Below are 21,555 nucleotides of genomic sequence, written 5' to 3'. Positions count from 1 at the left end.
CGACCATGAACATTGCATTTATTGGCCTCGGCAACATGGGCGCGCCCATGGCCCGCAACCTGCTCAAGGCCGGGCATTCGTTAAACCTGTTTGACCTCAACAAAGACATCCTCGCTGAACTGGCGGCGCAGGGCGGGCACATTAGCGCCTCGCCACGTGAAGCCGCGCAGGGCGCTGAGTTGGTGATTACCATGCTGCCAGCGGCGGCCCATGTACGCAGCGTGTGGCTGGGTGAAGACGGCGTATTGGCCGGTATCACCGAAGGCGTGCCTGCGGTGGATTGCAGCACCATCGACCCGCAAACCGTGCGCGACGTTGCTGCCGCAGCCGCCAAGCAGGGCGTGCACATGGCGGATGCCCCGGTGTCCGGCGGCACCGGCGGCGCGCAAGCGGGCACCCTGACCTTTATGGTCGGCGCCAACAAAGCGTTGTTCGACACGCTGCACCCGGTGCTGTCGCAAATGGGCCGCAACATCGTCCATTGTGGTGAAGTGGGCACCGGCCAAGTGGCCAAGATCTGCAACAACCTGGTGCTCGGGATCTCGATGATCGCGGTCAGCGAAGCCATGGCGTTGGGCGCGGCATTGGGCATCGACAGCCAAGTACTGGCGGGGGTGATCAACAGCTCCACCGGGCGCTGCTGGAGTTCCGAGGTGTACAACCCGTGGCCGGGCATTGTTGAGACGGCACCGGCATCACGCGGCTACACCGGTGGTTTTGGCGCCGAACTGATGCTCAAGGATCTGGGGCTGGCCACTGAGGCCGCGCGTCAGGCGCATCAGCCGGTGGTGCTGGGCGCTGTGGCGCAACAGTTGTATCAAGCCATGAGCCTGCGCGGAGAGGGTGGTAAAGACTTCTCGGCCATCATCAACGGTTACCGCAAACCCGAATAGGGTTTTCCAGGGAGTCCGCGTCGGGCGGATTCCCTGGGTTTTACCGGATGCGATCAGGCAAAAACGAAATACTTGCGCACGGTTTCAACCACTTCCCACGTGCCTTTCATCCCCGGCTCAATCACAAAAATGTCACCGGCCCGCAGATGGATCGGCTCTTTGCCCTCCGGGGTGATGATGCAATAGCCTTCACGAAAATCGCAGTATTCCCACTTCACATACTCCACGTACCACTTGCCGGGCGTGCAGATCCACGTGCCCATTATTTTGTCGCCGTCCTCGCTGGTGTAGGCATTGAGGTTGACGGTATGCGGGTCGCCTTCGAGCTTTTCCCATTTGCAGGCATCCAGCACGGGCAAAGGATGCGTGTCGCGAAGTACGGTAATCGGCGCAGACATAAGAACTCCGTTGAGGGTGTGATACACAAACCTCACCCTAACGGGCCTTGCGCGTTAGCAGATGCCTGGTTCCGACACTCAGCGGCCCGAATACGCACCCCCAGATACGCAAAAGCCCCGGCACTTGAGGGCAAGTGCCGGGGCTTTTTAATTGCGCGTCGGGATTAGTGGCGGTTAACCAGCGTTTTGCCCATGCGCAGGCGCACGCGGTAGAACACGTAAATGATCAGCAGCCACACTGGCATCGCATACACCGAAGGGCGAACGTCGGGGATCATCCAGATTACCGAGACGATCACCGCCATAAACGCCAGACACAGCATGTTGCTGAACGGCGACCAGAACGCTTTGAAGCCAGGCTCCACACCACGCTGGGCCATCGCCTTGCGGAACTTGATGTGGGTGAGGCTGATCAGCGCCCAGTTGATCATCAGCGAGGCAACCACCAGTGCAAACAGCAGCTCCAGCGCTTTGTGCGGCGCCACGTAGTTGACCACCACACACAACAACGTCACCAGCGCCGACACGCCCAGCGCCCGCAATGGCACGCCATTTTTGGTCAGCTTCATCAGCACTTTCGGCGCATCACCCTGTTCGGCCAGGCCAAACAGCATGCGGCTGTTGCAGTACACGCCGCTGTTGTACACCGACAGCGCGGCGGTCAGTACCACAAAGTTAAGGATCTGCGCGGCGGTGTCGCTGCCGATCAAAGCAAAAATCTGCACAAACGGGCTACTGCCGTAGGCATCACCACCGGCGCCCAGCGTGACCAGCAACTGATCCCACGGGTACAGCGCCAACAGCACGGTGAGTGCGCCCACGTAGAAAATCAGAATCCGGTACACCACCTGGTTGATGGCTTTGGGGATGACTTTTTTCGGCTCGCTGGCTTCGGCGGCGGTGATACCCACCAACTCAAGGCCGCCAAAGGAGAACATGATGAACGCCATGGCCATCAGCAGCCCGGTGCCGCCATTGGGGAAGAATCCGCCGTGGCTCCACAGGTTACTGATCGACGCTTGCGGGCCACCGGCGCCGCTGAACAGCAGGTAGCAACCGAGCACGATCATGCCGAGAATCGCTACCACCTTGATGATCGCGAACCAGAACTCCATCTCGCCGAAGACTTTGACGTTCAGCGTGTTGATCAGGTTGACCAGCACAAAGAACACCACGGCGCTGACCCACGTCGGCACCTCGGGCCACCAGAACTGGATGTATTTGCCGACGGCCGTCAGCTCGGCCATGCCCACCAGTACGTACAGCACCCAGTAGTTCCAGCCCGCCAGGAAGCCCGCGTAACCGCCCCAGTACTTGTGCGCAAAGTGGCTGAACGATCCCGCCACTGGCTCTTCAACGATCATTTCGCCCAGTTGGCGCATGATCAGAAAGGCGATAAAACCGGCAATTGCATAGCCGAGAATCATCGACGGTCCCGCCGACTTGAGCACGCCTGCCGAGCCCAGAAACAGCCCCGTACCGATCGCGCCGCCCAAGGCAATCAGCTGAATATGGCGGTTTTTCAAGCCGCGTTTGAGTGTGACCGGGGGGGAGTTAGCGTCAGCCATCGGTTGCCCTGTTGGTTGGTGTATTCAGTGTGTTGATGCCATCACCCGGATGCCTTGGGTGCCAGCAAGCCGGGGATATTACTCTTGGTAAAAATTCAGGCATACAGGCGAAGGCGTCTCTGGGAGATTTCTTACAGATTTAATTCGTCGATAACGCCTCAAACAAGGCCCGGGCATAGGCCGGTAATTGTTCAAACGAACGGGCGCACAGTAACAATTTGCGCGCCGCCCACGGCTCGCTCAGGGGTAAAACGCTGAATGTGGGCGGCGCTTGCCAGCGTTCAATCGTGGCCTTGGGCACAATGCCCAGCCCGGCTCCCCGAGCCACCATGCGCACCACACCGTCAAACCCTTCTGCGCGGATCCGCACCTGCATGCGCGTGCCTGCATGCAGCGCTTGTTCCTCCAGATACACCGCCAGCGCGCTATTGGCCGACAGCCCGACATAATCATGGCTCAGGGTGTCTGCAAACGTCAGCGCGGGTTCTTGGGCCAGCGGGTGGTCCTGCGGGATCACCAGTACCAGCGGGTCGTCGCGAAAAGGCCGGGTGTACAGGTCGTGGGTATCCACCGCGCTGGACACCACGCCAATGTCGGCGGCGTTCTGGCGCAAGGCGTGGGTAATGCGCAGGCTGGTGAGTTCTTGCAGGTCGACACTGATGGCCGGGTGCTGGTGCACAAAATCGGCCAGCAACTCCGGCAGGTACTCCGTGAGGGCGGCGGTATTGCACAGCAGGCGCACCTGGCCTTTAAAGCCTTGGGCGTACTCGGCCATGTCGTGATGCACGCGCTCGACCTGTTGCAGCAACAGCCGGGCATGTTGCGCCAGGGCTTGCCCGGCGGGTGTCGGGCTGACACCCCGGCGGCTGCGCTGCAAACACTCAACCCCAAACGCGGCCTCCATGGCACGAATGCGCGCACTCGCAGCGGCCAGCGACAAATGGCTGAGGCTGGCGCCCGCCGTAATATTGCCCGCCTGCACCACATTCAAATACAAGCGCAGATCAATCAGGTCGAAATGCATATTCCGAGTACGCCTCAATTCAACTGTAGGAGCGAGCTTGCTCGCGATCTTTTGATCTTTTAAAAAGATCGCGAGGCAAGCTCGCTCCTACAGGGGGGATTTTTCTGCCTATGTCTAAACAAGAGCCTGGCTCAATGTATGACGCATTTTCAAACCTTGCGCCATCCCCCAGCATGGCCACATGAATACATTAATCGCGTACTACCAACATTTGGGCTGGGCCTTATCACTGCTGGTTATGATGACTTTTCTGCTGGCGGGCACGGTCAAAGGCATGATTGGCCTGGGCTTGCCCACCGTCGCCATGGGCATGCTCGGCCTGGCTATCGCTCCGGCGCAGGCTGCGGCGTTGCTGATCATCCCTTCCATCGTTACCAACACCTGGCAACTGGTGGCCGGCGGGCAACTGCGCGAGCTGATCAAACGCTTGTGGCCCATGCAAGTGGGCATCTTGCTGGGCACCGGTCTGGGCGTGCTATGGCTGAGCGTCGACAGTGGCGGTTGGGCCGTGCGCGCACTGGGCGCGGCTTTGTTGCTGTACGCCCTGGTCGGGCTGTTTCTACCAGCCCTGCACGTGCCGGCGTCTGCCGAGCGCTGGGCGGGACCGGTCTGCGGGTTGATCACAGGCATCATCACCTCGGCCACCGGCGTTTTTGTGATTCCTGCCGTGCCGTACTTGCAAGCCCTGAGCTTGAACAAAAACCAATTGGTCCAGGCCTTGGGCTTGTCTTTCAGCGTCTCGACCCTGGCCCTGGCGGCCGGACTTTATTGGCGGGGCGCGTTGGGCGGTGGCGAACTGAATGCCTCGGTGCTGGCGCTGTTGCCCGCGATGCTGGGCATGTGGCTGGGGCAATGTTTGCGTCAACGCATCAGCGCCGCGTTGTTCAAGCGCGTGTTCTTTGTCGGCATGGCGGTGTTGGGTGCTCATTTATTGATCAGCGGCTAAAGCGGGTTTGCAACAATCTAATAGCTATTCGTGATCTGCACGCAAAGGTAATTTGCTTTAGCGCGGGTTTTTCCCAAAGGCAGGGCTCTATATCGTGGCCCTACGTTTTAATCCTTTAAGACCCCCGTGCCGCTCAACAGCGCTGAGGGTTAACTCCTGAAGAGGCTGCTCATGAAAAAAATTCTGTTACTCAATGGCGCTAAAAAATTCGCCCACTCTGATGGCCGCTACAACCTGACCCTGCACGACACCGCGCTGGCCTTTTTTGATCGTCAGGGTTTTGAAGTCAAAGTCACCCACATCGACGAAGGCTACGACGTGGCCGAAGAAGTCGAAAAATACCTGTGGGCCGACGTGGTTATTTACCAAATGCCGGGCTGGTGGATGGGCGCGCCGTGGATCGTCAAAAAATACATCGACGAAGTCTTCACCCAGGGGCATGGCAAGCTCTACGCCAGTGATGGTCGCACCCGTTCCGACGCGTCGCAGCGTTATGGCAGCGGTGGCTTGATCCAAGGCAAACAGTACATGCTGTCGCTGACCTGGAACGCTCCGCAGCAAGCGTTTGAAGACCCGGCCGACTTCTTTGAAGGCAAGGGCGTGGACGCGGTGTACTTTCCGTTCCACAAAGCCAACCAGTTTTTGGGCATGACCGGCTTGCCGACCTTTCTGTGTGTCGACGTCATGAAACGCCCGCAACCGGACGTTGACGCGGCGCGTTACCAGCAACACTTGACCGAAGTCTTCGGCTTGTAACCTGCCTGAAAGCTGCTCGTAGTCGCTGTCGAGGCACGAGGCTGCGAGGGAGCCACCTTATTTCACGACGACTTTGCAGCCGATCGCAGCCTCGTACCTCGTCAGCGGCTACTATCAGTCGTTACCAATGAGGGGCACGTGTGAAAGCCAGATCCGATGAGCTGCAAATATTTGTCTCGGTGATTGAGTGCGGCTCGATCTCCGCCGCCGCCGAGCAAGCCGGGCAAACGCCTTCGGCCGTCAGCCGCACGCTGTCACGGCTGGAGGCCAAGCTCGAAACTACGCTGATCAACCGCACCACGCGGCGCATGGACCTGACCGAAGAGGGCAAGTTCTTCTTCGAGCAGGCCAAGTTGATTCTTGAGCAAATGGACGAGCTTGAAGAACGCCTCATCTCGCACCAGCGCACACCGTCCGGGCGTCTGCGCATCAACGCAGCGGCGCCGTTCATGCTGCACGCCATCGTGCCGTACCTCCCCGAGTTCCGGGCGCTGTACCCCGAGATCCAGCTGGAACTCAACAGCAACGACCTGATCATCGACCTGCTAGAGCAAAGCACCGATATCGCAATCCGCATCGGCACGCTGGCGGACTCGACCTTGCACGCCCGTTCATTGGGCTGCAGCCCGCTCAACATTCTGGCCAGCCCCGAGTACATCGCCCGGCACGGTGTACCCAACAGCGTGGCCGAGCTGGCCAACCACACCCTGATCGGCTTTACCCAAAACGACGGCCTCAACCAATGGCCGTTGCGGTTTGCCCAAGGTGATCGCTGGCCTATCCAGCCGGCCATCAGTGCCTCTAGCGGCGAAACCGTTCGCCATTTGGCGCTGCAAGGGCAGGGCATTGCCTGCCTGTCGCACTTCATGACCCACGAAGACATCAGCGCCGGGCGCTTGCAGGTGCTGTTGGGCGAATTCAACAGCGGCTATCGCCAGCCCATTCATGCCGTGTACTACCGCAACTCGCAGTTGGCGTTGCGCATTCAATGCTTTCTGGACTTTATCCAGACCAAGCTGGCGAGCTATGCAGCGCCGTATTTCAAAGACTGACGGGCTTACTCCTACAGACGTTTAAGGCCAACACCCACACATATAGCAACGTCTGCACCTGACGCATCGCTTTCTATTGAGTGAAGTTTCCGAGAGAATCCCGACCGCCTTGCGGCGCTCGATAGGCGTGGATAGTCTCGCTGAGTCACTGACAATCAGTGACCGGCTTTGACAGGCCTAACAGAACTAGCTGGGCGGCGTCATAAACAGTTCATCGTGTTATGGCGGCTGTGTGCGGGGCACTTTCGAGTGCGCCGGGTTTTGCTAGCTCCCCCGGTCTGTCAAACCGCACATAGCTGCCACCTGTTCCGTTTGACAGCGGGGGGGATGGTAGCTCCACACGTTTGGAGCCCTAGCATGAGTAAAATTGTCCCCGATCCACCCCTAAATTCCCTTAATACCGCTGCTCACTCCTGTACCTCACTGTTCGGTATCAACTCCGGCATTGGTGCGCGTGACGCGCTGACGCAGGTTTCGCTGTTGCTTAAAGGCGCTGAACTCAACGCCGACGATATTGGCTCGCACCTCAGCGGCTTTGAAGCCGAGCAACTCTGGCGTATTACCCACAGCGTCGAGCTGGCGCGTGGCGTGGTCGATGCACTGCTGGCGGACCAACCACCCGCTTAGGTGCGGGTGCAGGCGGCAAGGTGTAGAGGTTGAACACCTTCGCCGTCTGCGGCTTTTGTGTAGCGCTGCGCAGTTTTCCTTTTGCTGTTTGAAATTTTTGACGAAATCAGACAAGGTTCGGCAACAGTTGATAACAATAAAAGGAAGTAGCGAATGCGTATTGTGTGGTTCAAAACCCTGGCTTTGACGGCGGCCATTGCCGCCAGCTCCTCGGCGTATGCCGTCACTCTGGAAGGCGGCGCAGTGGCTGCACCGGATCAATACGGCGCTGAAGTGGCAGCGCAAATCCTCAAAAAAGGCGGCAACGCGGTCGATGCCGCCGTCGCGACGGCTTTCACCCTGGCCGTGACTTACCCCGAAGCCGGCAACATCGGTGGCGGCGGTTTCATGACTTTGTTCATTGATGGCAAACCCTACTTCCTCGACTACCGCGAGACCGCCCCCAAAGCGGCCAGCCGCGACATGTACCTCAATGACAAAGGCGAAGTCATCGAAAACCTCAGCCTGGTAGGCTCCCGTGCGGCGGGCGTGCCGGGCACGGTCATGGGCTTGTGGGAGGCGCATCAGCGCTTCGGCAAATTGCCATGGGCCGAGTTGATCACCCCGGCCGTGGGTTACGCAAAAAATGGCTTCAAGGTGGCCGATCAGCAATTCCAGTACCGCGAAGATGCGCTGGCGCTGTTTAACGGCACCACAAACTTCGGCGATTACTTCGGCACCATGAAGCCGGGCGAAACCTTCAAGCAGCCAGAACTGGCCAAGACCCTGGAGCGCATCGCTGACAAAGGCGCCAAAGAGTTCTACCACGGTGAAACCGCCGACCTGCTGGTCGCGCAAATGCAAAAAGACAAAGGCCTGATCACCAAAGAAGACCTCAATGACTACAAGGTCAGCTGGCGTGAGCCGATGCGTGTCGATTTCCGTGGCAACACCTTGTACACCGCGCCGTTGCCCAGTTCGGGCGGCATCGCCTTGGCGCAACTGATCGGTATTAAAGAAGACCGTGCGGCAGACTTTAAAGGTGTGGAGCTGAACTCGGCCCCGTACATTCACCTGCTGGCGGAAATCGAAAAGCGCGTGTTTGCTGACCGTGCCGATTACCTGGGCGACCCGGACTTCGGCAAAATGCCGGTGGCTGAGCTGACCGACCCGGCGTACATCGCCAAGCGTGCGAAAGAAGTTAATCCGAAAGCGATTTCCGAAACCGCCAAGGTCAAACCGGGCCTGGAACCGCATCAGACCACGCACTTCTCCATCGTCGATAAAGACGGCAACGCCGTGAGCAACACCTACACCCTGAACTGGGATTACGGCAGCGGCGTTGTGGTTAAAGGCGCGGGCTTCTTGCTCAACGATGAAATGGACGACTTCAGTTCCAAGCCGGGCGTGGCCAACGCCTTTGGTGTGGTGGGCGGCAATGCCAACGCCATCGAGCCGGGCAAACGCATGCTGTCGTCGATGAGCCCAAGCCTGGTCACACGCGATGGCAAGGTCACACTGGTACTCGGCACGCCGGGCGGTTCGCGGATATTCACCTCGATCTTCCAGGTGCTGAACAACATCTACGACTACGACCTGCCGCTGGAAAAAGCTGTGGCAGCGCAGCGCGTGCATCACCAGTTGTTGCCTAAAGACACCATCTACTACGACGCTTACGCACCGCTGACCGGCAAAGTCGCGGATGAGCTCAAAGCTATGGGCTACACCCTGGAAGATCAGGGCTGGAACATGGGCGACATCCAGGCCATCCGTGTTAACGGCACCGCCCTGGAAACCGCCTCCGACCCACGTGGCCGTGGCGTAGGGCAAGTCGTGAAGTAACCTCTTAACTCTGTAGGAGCGAGCTTGTCTCGCGATCTTTTGATCTTTTTAAAAGATCGCGAGGCAAGCTCGCTCCTACAGTTTTCTCACTTTCTGCGCAATTTGTTACCATCCATTTCTCGTTTTCTCCCTTCGCATCTCCCGTCTTTTAGGTAACCCATGAAATTCTCACGTCTGCGCGCTGATGTCCTGGCCGGGCTCACGACGTCATTTGCCTTGCTGCCCGAGTGCATTGCCTTTGCCCTGGTGGCTCATCTCAACCCGCTGATGGGCCTGTATGGCGCGTTCATTATTTGCACCATTACCGCGCTGTTCGGTGGTCGACCGGGCATGGTGTCCGGGGCTGCGGGCTCGATGGCGGTGGTGATCGTGGCGCTGGTGGTGCAACACGGTGTGCAGTACCTGTTGGCGACCGTGCTGCTGAGCGGGCTGATCATGCTGGCGTTCGGGCTGCTCAAACTCGGCAAGCTGGTGCGCATGGTGCCGCACCCGGTGATGCTCGGGTTCGTGAACGGGCTGGCGATTGTCATTGCCATGGCGCAACTGGATCACTTCAAAGATGGCGACACCTGGCTCAGCGGCATGCCGCTGTACGTGATGATCGGCCTGGTGGCGCTGACCATGGCCATTGTCTATTTATTACCGCGCCTGACCCGCGCCGCGCCGCCTGCGCTGGTTGCGATCTTGAGCGTGGGGCTGGCGGTGTACTTTTTGGGTCTGCCGACCCGTACCCTCGGTGACATGGCGCACATTGCCGGGAGTTTGCCGACGTTTGCCCTGCCAGATATCCCGTGGAACCTCGACACCCTGCGCATCATTGCGCCGTACGCGATCGTGATGGCGGTGGTGGGGCTGCTGGAAACCCTGCTGACCTTGAACCTGACCGACGAAATCACCGAGTCCCGGGGTTACCCGGATCGCGAGTGCGTGGCGCTCGGGGCGGCGAACATGGTGTCGGGGGCGTTCGGTGGCATGGGCGGCTGCGCGATGATCGGGCAAACCGTGGTCAACCTCAGCTCGGGCGGGCGAGGGCGGCTGTCGGGGGTGACGGCCGGGGTGATGATCTTGCTGTTCGTGCTGTTTCTGTCGCCGTTTATTGAGCGGATTCCGCTGGCAGCGCTGGTCGGGGTGATGTTCGTGGTGTCGCAACAGACCTTCGCTTGGGCCTCTTTGCGGGTGCTGAACAAAGTCCCGTTGAACGATGTGCTGGTGATTATTGCGGTCACGGTCATCACCGTGTTTACCGACCTGGCGGTTGCGGTGATGTGCGGGGTTATCATCGCGGCGCTCAACTTTGCCTGGCAACAGTCGCGGCAGCTGTATGCCGAGACGCCGGTGCAAAGCGACGAGAGCAAACTGTACCGGGTTCACGGCACCCTGTTTTTCGCCTCGACCACGGCGTTTCTCAAGCTGTTTGACCCGGCCGAAGACCCCGCCAGTGTGACTCTGGATTGCAGCCAGTTGAGCTTTGTTGATTACTCGGCGATTGCCGCGCTGGACACGTTGCGCGAGCGCTACCGCAAAGCGGGCAAGCATTTGCGCGTTGTGCACGTGTCGGAGCGCTGCAAAAAACTGCTTAAACGCGCCCGCGTCCTTCACGTTTAACACCCTCTCCCGTGGGAGAGGGTTTCTAAAGGTCGGTTACACCTTAAAGTGGCTGACCATTGCTTGCAGTTGTGTCCCCAGCCGCGCCAGTTCAACGCTGGACTTGGCGGTTTCATCACTGGCCGCCGCGGTTTGTTCTGACACGTCACGCACGTTGAGGATGCTGCGGCTGATCTCTTCTGCCACGGCACTTTGCTGCTCGGCCGCTGCGGCAATTTGCTGGTTCATCGACTGAATGTTCGACACGGTGCGGGTAATGCCCTGCAACGAAGTGCCGGCCTGGCGGGTCAGGTTTACGCTGCTGTCGGTCAGGGTGCGGCTGTTGTTCATGACCACGGCTACTTGCTGGGTGCCACTTTGCAGTGCCGCGACCAGGGTTTGGATTTCTTCGGTGGAGTTTTGCGTGCGCTGCGCCAAGGCCCGCACTTCATCGGCCACCACCGCAAACCCGCGCCCGGCATCACCGGCACGTGCGGCCTCAATCGCCGCGTTAAGCGCCAACAGATTGGTCTGGTCGGCCACGGCTTTGATCACGTCCATGACGCTGCCGATCTTGTCGCTTTCTTCTTGCAGCACAGCCATGGCCTGGGTCGAACGACCGACTTCCACGGCCAGACGCTCGATCTGGTCAATGGCCTGATTGACCACGTTGTCACCGGCGCGGGCTTCGTCGTCGGCGGCCGCTGCGGCGTGGGACGCTTGCTCGGCATTGCGTGCGACTTCTTGCACGGTCGCGGTCATTTCATGCATGGCGGTGGCCACTTGATCAGTTTCGACCTTCTGGCTGTTGACCCCGGCGCTGGTTTGCTCGGTGACCGCAGACAACTCTTCAGCTGCGCTGGCGATTTGCGTGACGCCGTCGCGAATCCCGCTGATCAAATCACGCAGGGTCGTGCCCATGCGCGCAATGCCTTGTTGCAGGATGCCCAAGTCATCGCGGCGAGTAACCTGCAGGTTGTGGCTCAGATCACCGCTGGCAATGCGCTCAACGACGTCCAGGGTTTCACGCAGCGGGCGGGTGATCTGACGGGTGATCACGACCGCCGCCACCACGCCCAGCAGCAAGACCAGCAAGGTGCTGATCAATTGCAGGCGGTTGGCACTGGCGCTGTCGGTGTCACGGCGTTCCAGCTGAATGTTGTACAGCTCGGTGCTGCGGCTAACGATGCCGTTGCCGTAGTCCGTCATGTCTTTGCGGCGGTCGATAATGCTGTTGTCAGTGTCAGTGAATACTTGCAACGCCTGGGTGTACTCAGCCATGGCATCACTTAACGCACGCAAGGTGTCAGCGGCGCTGGTGCTGAAAAAAGCGTTCAACCCCGCAAGGCTGGCCGTCGCAGCGGCCAGTTGGCTGCGTGCAGCTTGTTCGGTCGCAGGTGTTGGCGAGGCAATGTAGGCGCGGCCCAGATCACGGGCCATCAGGAACTGTTCGCGCACTTTGGTGACCGCCTGGTACTGCTCAAAACGGCCTTCTTCGCCCGCCGGGCGTTGCAAGGTGCGGGCATCCAGCGTGGCGATGTCGGCCAGCGTCGCTTTGGCGCTGCGATCCATGCGCTCACGCGACACCGCAGACTCAACGTAAGCCTTGCGCATCGCCACCAGGGCGCTTTGGTAGCGGGTGATGAGGTCGTGTTGCTCGTTCAGCAACTTGAGGTTTTCGGGGCTCTTGAACGTGCCCAGCAGTTGTTTTTGCTGCGCCTCAAAGGCCTCCAGGTTGGTCTGCACGTTCTGTGCGGCGGTTTCATCGCCATTGGTCAGCATGTACTGCAAACGTGCAACCCGCAGGTTGGTCAGCGCACTGTTGAGTTGCGTGATATCGGTCATCCAGTTACTGCGGTCAATCAATGTCCCCAGGCTGAACCAATTGCTGATTGCCATCAGGCAGGTGAGGGCCAAAACCAGGCCGAAGCCCAAGGCCAGTTTCATGTTGACGCTGATGTTGCTCAGCCAACTGTTCATTTCAATCTCCAGGAACGGTGCGCGCAGGATCTGTTCTCGCTGGAGGGTTTTGTTTTTTTGGCCCAGCAAAATACGTGTGTTGAGCTGTATCGGCGGCGTTGAGCAGAGCTGAAACGTTTTTTGATGCGCAATGATCAGTGGTTAAAAAGGTCCTCCAAAACGGCAATCAAAGGTGTGTTTAAAGACTTTTTTCACATTTGCTTCACCTGCCTCCTACACCCGGATTTCTAGACTATGTTCAGTTTGGGAAAAGCCTTGCTATGCAAGACTGTTTTCTTACCAGCGGGATTGTTCACCCATCCATTGTCATATTCGCGTTATAGGGTGGCAGCGACTGTTGTTCACTGACTGCCATAGGGGCGTTCTACGTGATTTTGAGTCTTCGTTTAGCGGGTGCTAAGCGCGCATTACTGCGCAAAGCGTTCGCGCGTTATCGAAATGCACTGGTGGTGGTCGTAGCGACGGGGTTGACCGTATTTATTACCCTTCAATTGCTGGCGCCTGCACCTGCGCCCAATCTGGCGTTGCCCGGCAATGCCAGCCGGGTGCTGGCACTTAAACAAAGCTGGGCTAAAGGCGATGTGATTGCGCTGGTTCGTCACGGCGAACGTTGCGACCGCACCTCGACCCTCTGCCTGGGGCCTGAAGACGGCATCACCGTGCACGGCGAATCCGTTGCCCAGGCGCTGGGCTATGAGTTCCGTCAAATGGGGCTGGCCCATGCCGATATCTACAGCAGCTTGCTGACACGCTCACGGCAGACGGCGGACGCGATGTTTACTCGCCCGGTTGAGGCTCAAGACTGGGTGTTCAACTGCCGAGGCAAAATGCTCAGCGACGTGCTCAAGCACAAAGTCCCGGGTCGCAACCTGGTGCTGGTCACCCATAGCGAATGCATGGACGAGCTTGAGAGCCAGATGCATGTGCCCACAGAGACCACCTTCAGCTATGGCGCTTCGTTGTTTCTCAACGTAGAGGGCGCCAGCGCACAGCCGCAAATGCTCGGCTATGTCGAAACCAAAGACTGGAACGCCATCATGCCGTCAGGCACCCTGCCAGCTGGCCATAGCCTCGAAGCCTCACGGTTTTAACACCTGATCAAAAGATCGCAGCCTGCGGCAGCTCCTACAGGAATACACGCTTGTAGGAGCTGCCGAGGAACGACGGCTGCGATCTTTTGACCTAGAGGATCAAGCCAACACACGATTCCAATTGTCTTCGACCGGCAGCGGCACGTCCCTGAGTTCCTGGGCCACGGCTTTTTCGATGTCGTCAGCGCTGAGTTCTTTCTCATCAAGCCACGGCCACGTGGCATCCGCATCGCGAAAGTTGAGCTGGTCGTTCAACTGCTGACACGCGAGCGCGAGCAAGTGCATCAGCACCCACTGGCTGGTGAGGTACGCCTTCTGTTGCACCGGGCTGCGGTTGAGCAGGGCGGTGACCTCTGTCACCTGCGGGTTTGGCCACACACTGCTGCGCAGGTTCCAGACCAGCGCGCCGTTGTTCGAGACGTCTTTGTCGGCCAGTGCCGGGTCGGCGCTGACCTCGATGCTCAGCTTTAAATGTTGGTGCTCAAGCTGGTCAATCAGATAACGGGCGAGGCCGGATTGGCGCAGGTACGCCGTCGCGGTCTTGTAGGCCAGCTGAGCGTCATAGTCGCTCAGGCTCTGGCTGGTAATGCTGATGGTCATGGCTAGCTCCTTGACTGGGTAACGTCCAGCACAGGGAGCGTAGCCAATGTGCCGTAATCGGCCACGCCAAGTGTCGTTCTATTGCCGCGGATCAATCTTCTGAAGCGGGCGCCAGCGTCACGAAGTAAAAGTGATGGCGGCCAACACTGACCGTGTCCAGCACCTTCAGCGCCACACCCGGCACCTCGGTTTTATCGATAACCGCGATATTGTCGGGCGACTCAGCCAAAAACGCCTGCAACTCGGCGGCTGAGTTCAGCGTGTGCGGCAGTTGCTGGCTATAAAAAACCACGGCCCCCAGACGCTCGTCCGGTTGCAGCAGGGCGATGTGTTTGCCGCTGGCTTGCAGGCTGATGACCTGCGCGGCCACGGGCTGGAAGGATTCGCTGCGATCGGCGCGCGGCGCCCACACAGCCGCAGCGATCAGGTAGGTGGTGACAACCCCGGCCAGCAGCGCGATGGCCAGCGAGCGATGGTAGTCGCTCAAAAACTTGGCGATGGCCGAGTCCTGGCTTTTCTTGCGCAGCCATTGCAGCACAACCCCGGCGTACTCGGCAGCGATCACGGCGGCCGCTGGAGTCAGCGACATCAAGTACACCGCGCGCTTGCTTGAGGCGATGTTGAGCATCAGGTATTGCGCCAGCAGCCACACGCAGAAAAACAACAGGTAAGGGTTGCTGCGCAGTTGCTTGCGAAAATGCCACAGCCCCAGGAACGTCAGCAGGTTCCACGGCAGGAAGCTTTCGGGCAATTTGCGCAGGTAATAGTAGAAGGGTTCGTAGTGCCCGGCCTCGACAAAGGAGCCGCTGAAACGGCCAATGCTGTTGGTCAATACCACTTCGCTGACCGCTTGCAGCCCGCCGCGTTGATACAGCACACACAGCCAGATCAGCAGCGGGATCAAACCCACCAGGGTCATGAGGGCCGGACGCAGCCAGTCATTCACGGCAAAGCGTTTGTTGATCAGGCTGTCACACAGCAAATAGGTAAAAATCACTACCCCCGGCAAGGCCAGGCCGAACACGCCTTTGCTCAAGGTGGCAATGGCAATCCCGGCGGCAAACAGTAACCAGCTACCGGCCGCAAAGCGCGGCTGGCGGCTGGCCTGGTAAAACGCCAGCAGCGCCATGGTGACGCCCAAGGTCAGCAGCGAATCTTCACCGACCTGGCGCGCATTCGCCCAAAAGCTGCCCATGGTGGCCAGCATCGCGGCAGCCGTCCAGGCCATGGCTGTCGGCCGACCAAAACGGCGCAGCATGGTGAACAGCAGCATGATGCTGCACAGCCCGGCAATGGCGGATGCCAGGCGCACGGCAAACAGTTGGCCGCCAGACAGCTGGATCGCCGTCGCATCGAGCCACAGGCTCAGGGGGGGCTTTTCAAGGAAGGGTTCATTCAGCAGGGACGGGGTGACCCAGTCCTGACTCAAGTGCATTTGCATGGCAATCCCGGCGACCCGGGATTCGGTGGAACCTTGCAGATGGTGGTTACCCAAGGCAAAAAACATCAACACACAACCGAGCAGCAGTAACAGCAGAGCGGGACGAGTCAGACGCATTGGGTTACCAGGCAATATTTCAGTGAATAATGCGCTGGAGTATAGGAGGGGAAAGTTTAACAAAATGTGAAAAATGGACGATTCAGGACTTTTTGCCCCGTGAAGGCACCGCAATGTTTGCAGGCGTCAATTTTGTTCCTGACCCGGCGATGACCGGGTCAGGATCACACTCAGAACGTTGCCTTGACCTGCAGGCCTGCGACCAGCGCATTGCCCCGGCTTTTGCCGTAGAACGCCCCCGGTTCGATGATGTATTGCACATCCGGACGCAGCAGCAACCACGGCGTCACTTGCGCACCGTAGTTGAGTTCCAGCAGCTGCTCGCCGCTGTCGAGGTTGGCAATCATGTTGGCCTGCTCCGGGTTGGCAGCCGCAGCTTCTTGCACGTCACGCGAGCGTGAGTTGAATACGGCGCGCCCGTAAGCGAAGGCGATGCTGTCTTGTGGGCGGCTGGCAAACGGCTTTTGTTTCACCAGGCCCACTGCGTACCAACGGCGCATGGCCGAGGTCGCGGCATTGCTGGTGGCGGCCTGGCCAAAGGCGCGCAGGACGCTTTCGGGGTCTTGCTCATCACGCCAGATCGCCTGGTCGACCAGTATGTAAGCGCCGGTGCGATTGTTGGCTTTTTGCGTGCTGCCAATTTTCGTGGTGTTGGAGGTGTCGTAGTACCAGCCCGCTTTGTATTGGCCGCTCAGCCAGGCGTTGTGGTTGTAGATCGCTTCCAAGGGCAGGATGGCGCCGGTGGTGCCGCGGGTGGTCATGGTGAATGCTTCGGAGGAGCGACTGTTGTACTCCGGGTTGACCTGGAACACCGCTGTTTGCAAGGTCAGCGCCGGGCTCACGGTGTAGCGCAATTCAGCGCCCCAATGAGGTGTCGGGTAGTTGCTCCAGCCGCTGCCGTTAGACATGGTCAACGGGTGGGCGCAGAAACCGGCGTTAACAAAACTGGTCAGCAGCGGCATCCCGCCAAAGTCGTTGCCCATCGCCAGAAAGCCGAGCTTGGTGGTCAGCGCCGGGCTGAACAGCGTGCGCTGATAGCTGAATTCAGACAGCCGCGTGTACTGGCCGCCGTAGTTTTCTTGCACCGGCAGGCGGTTGCCCACCAAGTCTTCGGAAGCGCTATGGCCGCGACGGTCGTTGATGGTGATCTGCACCAGACCTGCGTCCGGGGTGTCGAGCAACTTGCTCAGGTCGAACTGGGCGCCGATGCGCACTTGCTGCGAATAACGTGTGCCGTGCTTGATCCCGCCGTGCAGGTTGGAAAACGTTTCGGAGTTGTAGTCGCCGGTCAGTTTAATGCCTTTGTCGATCAGCTTTTGGCGTTCGCCGCCCCAATCGCCGGTCAGCGTTGAGCGATTCATCAGGTCGTCAGAAGTGTCTGCAAGCGCACAAGCGGGGGCGAGGGCCAAGAGTGACAAGCCGCTGCACAGGCCGGAAGTCAGCAAGGCGCGGGAAGAAAAAAACATCTAAAAGTGCTCCTTCAAAAGCGGTGTCGCAAAGCAGGGGGCGACACGATGTCGCACAGTATGAACTAGTTAGTTCATAAAATTAATATTTCGTCATATTGCCGCGACGAGAGGATGCGGTTCGCTGTGAAGGTGAAAACGCGCAGTTTTAGCGAGATTTCGGCGCATATGCCGGCATGTTAGGTAACGATTTTCTGCTTGTTTTAGCCGGGTCACTGGCGAATCGTCCGCGCTCTTTCGACGTATTCCCAGGTAATAGACTCTGATGAGCAGCGCTAAACCCATGATCGGCACCAAGGCTTTGTCCGCAAACCTTAAGCGCGGTCGCCTGGAGGTTGAGGTCAATGCATCGACTTTTGAGCCACAGGCCCTGTTCCGTTTTGCTGAACGGCGTAACCCCAAGCGCGCCTTTTTGTTTGTCTCGTGTGTATTGGGGAGGCACATTCCAGCCCGGCCGTCGTTGATGGCTGAGTGTTTCGATGCGCTGGCTGCGCAAATCCCAACTGACTTGCCCGGCCCGGTGCTGGTCATCGGCATGGCCGAAACGGCTGTCGGCCTTGGCGCTGGCGTGCACCGCGCCTTGGCCCGCACGCGCAACGACAGTGTTTATCTGTGCAGCACCCGGCATCCAACGGGCAGCGCGGTATTTGCCCGTTTTGAAGAAGAACACAGCCACGCCACTTCGCATTTACTGCACCTGCCGCAGAGTGCGCAGGCCCGTGCCCTCATGCTGACGGCCCGCTCACTGGTGCTGGTGGATGACGAGGCGTCCACCGGCACGACCTTTATCAATGTGTGTAACGCTCTGGCTGACGCCGGGCTTGAGTCGATTGAGCGCATCGTTAGCGCAACCCTCACCGACTGGTCCCAGGGTGCGTTGCGTAAGGCCAAGGGCAGTCACGCCAGCAGCGTTTCACTGCTCGCCGGGCGCTACACGTTTGCCGAAGATGCACACGCCGAGCCGCCAGAAATGCCCAGCGTCGGCACAGTGGGCCAAGGTCATTGGCCACTTGAGCCTGATCGAGACTGGGGGCGCATGGGCGTGTGCGAACACCGCGACACACTGGCCCCCGAGCTGCACGTCGCCCCCGGCGAGCGGGTTGTGGTGATCGGCACCAGTGAGTTTGTCTGGCCGCCTTTTTTGCTCGCTGAGCGGCTGGAGCGTTCGGGCGCTGATGTGCATTTCAGCGCCACCAGCCGTTCACCCATCGCCTTGGGGCACGCCATCGATCATGCGCTGTCATTTCGCGACAACTACGGCCTGGGCATTCCCAATTTTTTATACAACGTCGCCCCCGGCCAGTTTGACCGTGTGCTGATTTGCAGCGAAACCCCGGCGGCTGCGCTGGATCCTGCGTTGCTGAGGGCATTGAATGCGCAGGTCATTGTTTATGGCCATTAATCGCCCGCTGGTGTTCGTTGACCTCGACGACACGTTGTTTCAAACCGCCCGCAAAATGGCCGAAGGGCCGCGCTGCACCGCCACGCTTGATGCTTTTGGCCAGCCCAATGGCTTTATGAGTGCGACGCAGCAGGGCTTTGTTGAGTGGTTGCTGGCCACCACCGACGTGGTTCCCGTGACTGCGCGCAGCGTTGAGGCGTATCAGCGGGTGCAGCTTCCATTCGCGCACGGGGCCATCTGTGCCCACGGTGGCGTCATCCTCAGCGCAGAAGGTGTGCCCGATGGCGACTGGCATGCGCGCATGTGCCACGAACTGGCGCCGGAGCAGGCGCGTTTGCACCGCCTGAGCGAGCAAACCCGGGGGATTGGCGCAGAGTTGGGCTTCTCGCTACGCAGTTGGGTGGTGGAGGAGCAAGGCCTGGCCACTTACGTGGTGACCAAACACAGCCATGAAACCGATCAGGCGCTGCTGGTCGTGTGTGCAGAGGCCAAGGCGCGGGGGTTGCTAAACGGCCTCAACGTACAGGGTAACGGGAATAATCTGGCCTTCCTGCCGTTGGCGCTGCAAAAGCGTGAAGCGGTGCGCGAGTGGATTCGCCGCGATCAGGCACTCAACGGCAAACGGCCATTGCTCGGCTTTGGCGACAGCGTGTCAGACCTGGGCTTTATGGCTGAGTGCGACTGGTGGGGCACCCCAAAATGCGGCCAACTGGCCAGCCATGTGTGTGCGAGCGTGGACCATGCGTAATGTTTATGCGGGTTTGAATACCGTCGGCAGCGGCAGTTACGGTCGTGATGATGTGCACTTTTTACTGCGTGCGATGGACATTAAAGCCACCGATGTGCAGGAAAAAGAGCACCTGATCCAGACCCGGCAGCGCCACTACTCCGAAATGATCAGTCAGGAGCATGCGCCCTCCCAGCCTCATCAAAACCTCTATCGACGGGCGCTGGCGCAAAATGCGGCGCGCATGGCCACGGATGTGCAAGCCTTGGCCAACGCCTTGAACGAACGTTGCACCGGCAGCACCCTTGCGCTGGTGTCATTTGTGCGCGCCGGGGTGCCGCTGGGCGTATTGCTGCGCCGAGCATTGCTTGAAGCCGGTCGTGATGCCCGGCATTACGGGGTCAGCATTGTCCGCGACCGTGGCATCGACAACGTGGCCCTCGAAGCGGTCATCAAGGCCCACGGTGCCGAAAACATTGTCTTCGTTGATGGCTGGACGGGCAAAGGAGCAATCAGCGAGCAACTGCGGGAGAGCCTTGCCGCCGATTCGCGCTTTGCACCCCGGCCACGGTTGGTGGTGTTGGCGGATCCGTGTGGGCGTGCCTGGCTGGCGGCGTCTGCTGAAGATTGGCTGATCCCCTCGGGGATTCTGGGGGCCACCGTGTCCGGTCTGGTATCACGCTCAATCTGGTCGCCAGAACCCGGCTTGCAAGGGTGCGTGATGTACCCTCATTTGGCTGGGCATGACGTGACCATGAGTTTTATCCACAGCATCGAAACCGAACGTGCCCGGTTAACCAGGCCCGCCAGCGCTCAACCCTGGACGTTGGCACAGAGCTGGGCGTTGCAACGCCGCGCGCAAAGTGTGCTGGACGGTATCTCGAAGCGCTTTTCGGTACTTAACAGCAACCGGATCAAGCCCGGTATTGCCGAGGCGACCCGTGCCGTCATGCGCCGCGTGCCCGAGCAAGTGCTGGTGCGCCGGCGTGACGATCAGGACGTGCAGCTGCTGATGCACCTGAGCCGTCAGGCCAACATCGAGGTCCGCGAAGTCGGTGATGAACTGGGGCCGTATCGCGCCCTCACCGTCATCAGGAGCATGCGCTGATGATCAAGCATTCTCCCTATGCCTTGGGTGCCACGCTGTACATGCCGGCCACCCGGACTGACCTCCTGGACGTGGTGTCTGGTGAAAAAATCCAGGGGTTGCGTTCGCTGGTGCTGTGCCTCGAAGACGCCGTGGCCGCCACCGATGTGCAACAGGCACTGACCAATCTCAAACACCTGCTGGAGGCTATCGAGGCGCGGGGCGGTCGACCGTTCGGCGGGCCGATTCTGTTTATCCGGCCGCGTGACAGCCGCATGGCGGCGCAGCTCAATGAATGGCCATTAATGCGCCACGTCGATGGATTTGTTGTGCCTAAACTGTGTCTGAGCAACTTGCGCGAGTGGCAACAGGCCGTGACCTGCGACGACTTGATGTTGATGCCAACCTTTGAAACACCTGAGGTCTTTGACCCTGGCGCCATGGTTGAATTGCGCAGTGCCCTGCTCGAACACCTGCCGGGGCGTATCATTGCCCTGCGCATAGGCGGTAATGATCTGATGGGCTCTCTGGGGCTGCGTCGTTCACCGACGATGACGCTTTACAGCACACCGATGGGTTACGTTATCCCGATGTTATGCGGGATCATGGGCTCTGCGGGGTTTGCGCTGACGGCGCCGGTGTTTGAACAGCTCAACGCGCCGCAGTTGCTGGAGCATGAATTGGCGCTGGATATCGCCCACGGGCTTGTCGGTAAAACCGCGATCCATCCGGGGCAAATTGCAGTTATCCACAGGGCGCTGCAAGTCAGCCTTGAAGATTTCAACAGTGCGCGCCAAATACAAAGTGATGCGGCGCCTGCGGTGTTCAAGTTCAACGATGCAATGTGTGAACCTGCGACCCATGGCAAATGGGCGCAAATGATTATTGAACGAGCGCATTGGCAAGGGGTTCGCCCCGAAATGACCCGCTCGATAGACCCTTTTTGGAGGCAGCCTGCGATGGGCTGAAGCAATC

Annotated in this window: 19 protein-coding genes and 1 pseudogene; 12 read left to right on the top strand and 8 right to left on the bottom strand. The window is 59.4% G+C overall.

The features are described from left to right. The first annotated feature begins 5 nt into the window (after positions 1–5). On the top strand, positions 6–893 hold the full coding sequence (gene mmsB, locus GHO25_RS15530; RefSeq protein ID WP_153330092.1) for a 3-hydroxyisobutyrate dehydrogenase: 888 nt from the start codon (positions 6–8) through the stop codon (positions 891–893). Between the two features lie 53 nt (positions 894–946). Here the strand turns inward: mmsB and GHO25_RS15525 are convergent, their stop codons facing one another. From GHO25_RS15525 to GHO25_RS15515, 3 genes are all read right to left on the bottom strand, one after another. Continuing rightward, complete coding sequence (locus GHO25_RS15525) at positions 947–1,291, bottom strand: cupin domain-containing protein (protein WP_019410498.1); 345 nt, start codon at positions 1,289–1,291, stop codon at positions 947–949. 164 nt (positions 1,292–1,455) lie between these two features. Continuing rightward, positions 1,456–2,859 (bottom strand): amino acid permease, encoded by a 1,404-nt coding sequence (locus GHO25_RS15520; protein WP_048372995.1) that lies wholly within the window; start codon positions 2,857–2,859, stop codon positions 1,456–1,458. A 139-nt stretch (positions 2,860–2,998) separates the two neighbouring features. Then, complete coding sequence (locus GHO25_RS15515) at positions 2,999–3,883, bottom strand: LysR family transcriptional regulator (RefSeq protein ID WP_153391171.1); 885 nt, start codon at positions 3,881–3,883, stop codon at positions 2,999–3,001. Positions 3,884–4,064: 181 nt separating this feature from the next. On the opposite strand from GHO25_RS15515, the gene GHO25_RS15510 reads away from it, so the two are divergent. From GHO25_RS15510 to GHO25_RS15485, 6 genes are all read left to right on the top strand, one after another. Next, positions 4,065–4,829: a sulfite exporter TauE/SafE family protein gene (locus GHO25_RS15510; RefSeq protein WP_153391170.1), complete on the top strand. Its 765-nt coding sequence runs from the start codon at positions 4,065–4,067 to the stop codon at positions 4,827–4,829. Between the two features lie 171 nt (positions 4,830–5,000). Continuing rightward, entirely contained in the window at positions 5,001–5,585 is a 585-nt protein-coding gene (locus GHO25_RS15505) for an NAD(P)H-dependent oxidoreductase (protein WP_153391169.1), read from the top strand. A gap of 140 nt (positions 5,586–5,725) precedes the next feature. Continuing rightward, positions 5,726–6,637, top strand: a complete 912-nt coding sequence (locus GHO25_RS15500) for a LysR family transcriptional regulator (RefSeq protein WP_048372989.1) — start codon at positions 5,726–5,728, stop codon at positions 6,635–6,637. Positions 6,638–6,994: 357 nt separating this feature from the next. Next, positions 6,995–7,264 (top strand): hypothetical protein, encoded by a 270-nt coding sequence (locus tag GHO25_RS15495; protein ID WP_048372987.1) that lies wholly within the window; start codon positions 6,995–6,997, stop codon positions 7,262–7,264. Between the two features lie 153 nt (positions 7,265–7,417). Continuing rightward, positions 7,418–9,085, top strand: a complete 1,668-nt coding sequence (gene ggt, locus GHO25_RS15490; protein WP_048372986.1) for a gamma-glutamyltransferase — start codon at positions 7,418–7,420, stop codon at positions 9,083–9,085. 159 nt (positions 9,086–9,244) lie between these two features. Further along, positions 9,245–10,690: a SulP family inorganic anion transporter gene (locus GHO25_RS15485; protein ID WP_153391168.1), complete on the top strand. Its 1,446-nt coding sequence runs from the start codon at positions 9,245–9,247 to the stop codon at positions 10,688–10,690. 36 nt (positions 10,691–10,726) lie between these two features. Here the strand turns inward: GHO25_RS15485 and GHO25_RS26945 are convergent, their stop codons facing one another. Further along, positions 10,727–11,590, bottom strand: coding sequence for a methyl-accepting chemotaxis protein (locus GHO25_RS26945; RefSeq protein WP_371928891.1), 864 nt, complete (start codon positions 11,588–11,590; stop codon positions 10,727–10,729). Further along, positions 11,582–12,514: pseudogene (locus GHO25_RS26940) on the bottom strand (methyl-accepting chemotaxis protein); the annotation flags it as partial. The gene GHO25_RS26945 and the pseudogene GHO25_RS26940, both read right to left, overlap by 9 nt. A 503-nt stretch (positions 12,515–13,017) precedes the next feature. Here GHO25_RS26940 and GHO25_RS15475 point away from each other — a divergent pair. Next, entirely contained in the window at positions 13,018–13,740 is a 723-nt protein-coding gene (locus GHO25_RS15475; RefSeq protein ID WP_178110104.1) for a histidine phosphatase family protein, read from the top strand. 99 nt (positions 13,741–13,839) lie between these two features. On the opposite strand, the gene GHO25_RS15470 is transcribed toward GHO25_RS15475, so the two are convergent. The 3 genes from GHO25_RS15470 to GHO25_RS15460 all read right to left on the bottom strand — a co-directional run bounded on the left by GHO25_RS15470 (position 13,840) and on the right by GHO25_RS15460 (position 17,364). Continuing rightward, the gene (locus GHO25_RS15470) at positions 13,840–14,340 is read right to left on the bottom strand and encodes a hypothetical protein (RefSeq protein ID WP_153391166.1); all 501 of its coding nucleotides are present in this window, start codon (positions 14,338–14,340) and stop codon (positions 13,840–13,842) included. 91 nt (positions 14,341–14,431) lie between these two features. Beyond that, a complete protein-coding gene (locus GHO25_RS15465; RefSeq protein WP_153391165.1) occupies positions 14,432–15,898 on the bottom strand; it encodes a glycosyltransferase family 39 protein in 1,467 nt (488 codons plus the stop codon). A gap of 170 nt (positions 15,899–16,068) precedes the next feature. Continuing rightward, positions 16,069–17,364: a carbohydrate porin gene (locus tag GHO25_RS15460; protein ID WP_153391164.1), complete on the bottom strand. Its 1,296-nt coding sequence runs from the start codon at positions 17,362–17,364 to the stop codon at positions 16,069–16,071. A 265-nt stretch (positions 17,365–17,629) separates the two neighbouring features. Here GHO25_RS15460 and GHO25_RS15455 point away from each other — a divergent pair, with 265 nt between their 5' ends. Genes GHO25_RS15455 through GHO25_RS15440 form a run of 4 tightly spaced genes read left to right on the top strand, consistent with a single transcriptional unit; the run spans position 17,630 to position 21,548 of the window. Next, on the top strand, positions 17,630–18,766 hold the full coding sequence (locus GHO25_RS15455; protein ID WP_153391163.1) for a phosphoribosyltransferase domain-containing protein: 1,137 nt from the start codon (positions 17,630–17,632) through the stop codon (positions 18,764–18,766). Further along, positions 18,756–19,514 carry a trehalose phosphatase gene (locus tag GHO25_RS15450; protein ID WP_153391162.1) on the top strand — a complete coding sequence of 253 codons (759 nt, stop codon included), beginning with the start codon at positions 18,756–18,758 and terminating at the stop codon, positions 19,512–19,514. The genes GHO25_RS15455 and GHO25_RS15450 overlap by 11 nt, the downstream gene beginning before the upstream one ends. Further along, a complete protein-coding gene (locus tag GHO25_RS15445; RefSeq protein WP_153391161.1) occupies positions 19,507–20,601 on the top strand; it encodes a cysteine protease StiP domain-containing protein in 1,095 nt (364 codons plus the stop codon). The genes GHO25_RS15450 and GHO25_RS15445 overlap by 8 nt, the downstream gene beginning before the upstream one ends. Next, on the top strand, positions 20,601–21,548 hold the full coding sequence (locus tag GHO25_RS15440; protein WP_153391160.1) for an HpcH/HpaI aldolase/citrate lyase family protein: 948 nt from the start codon (positions 20,601–20,603) through the stop codon (positions 21,546–21,548). Before GHO25_RS15445 ends, GHO25_RS15440 begins: the two co-directional genes overlap by 1 nt. The last annotated feature ends 7 nt before the right edge of the window (positions 21,549–21,555 follow it).

It is taken from the genome of Pseudomonas sp. FSL R10-1350 (genome assembly GCF_009600525.1).
Taxonomy (GTDB): domain Bacteria; phylum Pseudomonadota; class Gammaproteobacteria; order Pseudomonadales; family Pseudomonadaceae; genus Aquipseudomonas; species Aquipseudomonas helleri.
The sequence above is the reverse complement of the archived record's forward strand: the minus strand, read 5'-3'. Positions and strand labels throughout refer to the sequence as shown.

What these genes read in the sequence shown, in the direction of transcription:
- mmsB (WP_153330092.1), top strand. Translation starts at nt 6, where the DNA reads ATGAACATTGCATTTATTGGCCTCGGCAACATGGGCGCGCCCATGGCC.
- GHO25_RS15525 (WP_019410498.1), bottom strand. Translation starts at nt 1,291, where the DNA reads ATGTCTGCGCCGATTACCGTACTTCGCGACACGCATCCTTTGCCCGTG.
- GHO25_RS15520 (WP_048372995.1), bottom strand. Translation starts at nt 2,859, where the DNA reads ATGGCTGACGCTAACTCCCCCCCGGTCACACTCAAACGCGGCTTGAAA.
- GHO25_RS15515 (WP_153391171.1), bottom strand. Translation starts at nt 3,883, where the DNA reads ATGCATTTCGACCTGATTGATCTGCGCTTGTATTTGAATGTGGTGCAG.
- GHO25_RS15510 (WP_153391170.1), top strand. Translation starts at nt 4,065, where the DNA reads ATGAATACATTAATCGCGTACTACCAACATTTGGGCTGGGCCTTATCA.
- GHO25_RS15505 (WP_153391169.1), top strand. Translation starts at nt 5,001, where the DNA reads ATGAAAAAAATTCTGTTACTCAATGGCGCTAAAAAATTCGCCCACTCT.
- GHO25_RS15495 (WP_048372987.1), top strand. Translation starts at nt 6,995, where the DNA reads ATGAGTAAAATTGTCCCCGATCCACCCCTAAATTCCCTTAATACCGCT.
- ggt (WP_048372986.1), top strand. Translation starts at nt 7,418, where the DNA reads ATGCGTATTGTGTGGTTCAAAACCCTGGCTTTGACGGCGGCCATTGCC.
- GHO25_RS15485 (WP_153391168.1), top strand. Translation starts at nt 9,245, where the DNA reads ATGAAATTCTCACGTCTGCGCGCTGATGTCCTGGCCGGGCTCACGACG.
- GHO25_RS26945 (WP_371928891.1), bottom strand. Translation starts at nt 11,590, where the DNA reads ATGGGCACGACCCTGCGTGATTTGATCAGCGGGATTCGCGACGGCGTC.
- GHO25_RS15470 (WP_153391166.1), bottom strand. Translation starts at nt 14,340, where the DNA reads ATGACCATCAGCATTACCAGCCAGAGCCTGAGCGACTATGACGCTCAG.
- GHO25_RS15465 (WP_153391165.1), bottom strand. Translation starts at nt 15,898, where the DNA reads ATGCGTCTGACTCGTCCCGCTCTGCTGTTACTGCTGCTCGGTTGTGTG.
- GHO25_RS15460 (WP_153391164.1), bottom strand. Translation starts at nt 17,364, where the DNA reads ATGTTTTTTTCTTCCCGCGCCTTGCTGACTTCCGGCCTGTGCAGCGGC.
- GHO25_RS15455 (WP_153391163.1), top strand. Translation starts at nt 17,630, where the DNA reads ATGAGCAGCGCTAAACCCATGATCGGCACCAAGGCTTTGTCCGCAAAC.
- GHO25_RS15450 (WP_153391162.1), top strand. Translation starts at nt 18,756, where the DNA reads ATGGCCATTAATCGCCCGCTGGTGTTCGTTGACCTCGACGACACGTTG.
- GHO25_RS15445 (WP_153391161.1), top strand. Translation starts at nt 19,507, where the DNA reads ATGCGTAATGTTTATGCGGGTTTGAATACCGTCGGCAGCGGCAGTTAC.
- GHO25_RS15440 (WP_153391160.1), top strand. Translation starts at nt 20,601, where the DNA reads ATGATCAAGCATTCTCCCTATGCCTTGGGTGCCACGCTGTACATGCCG.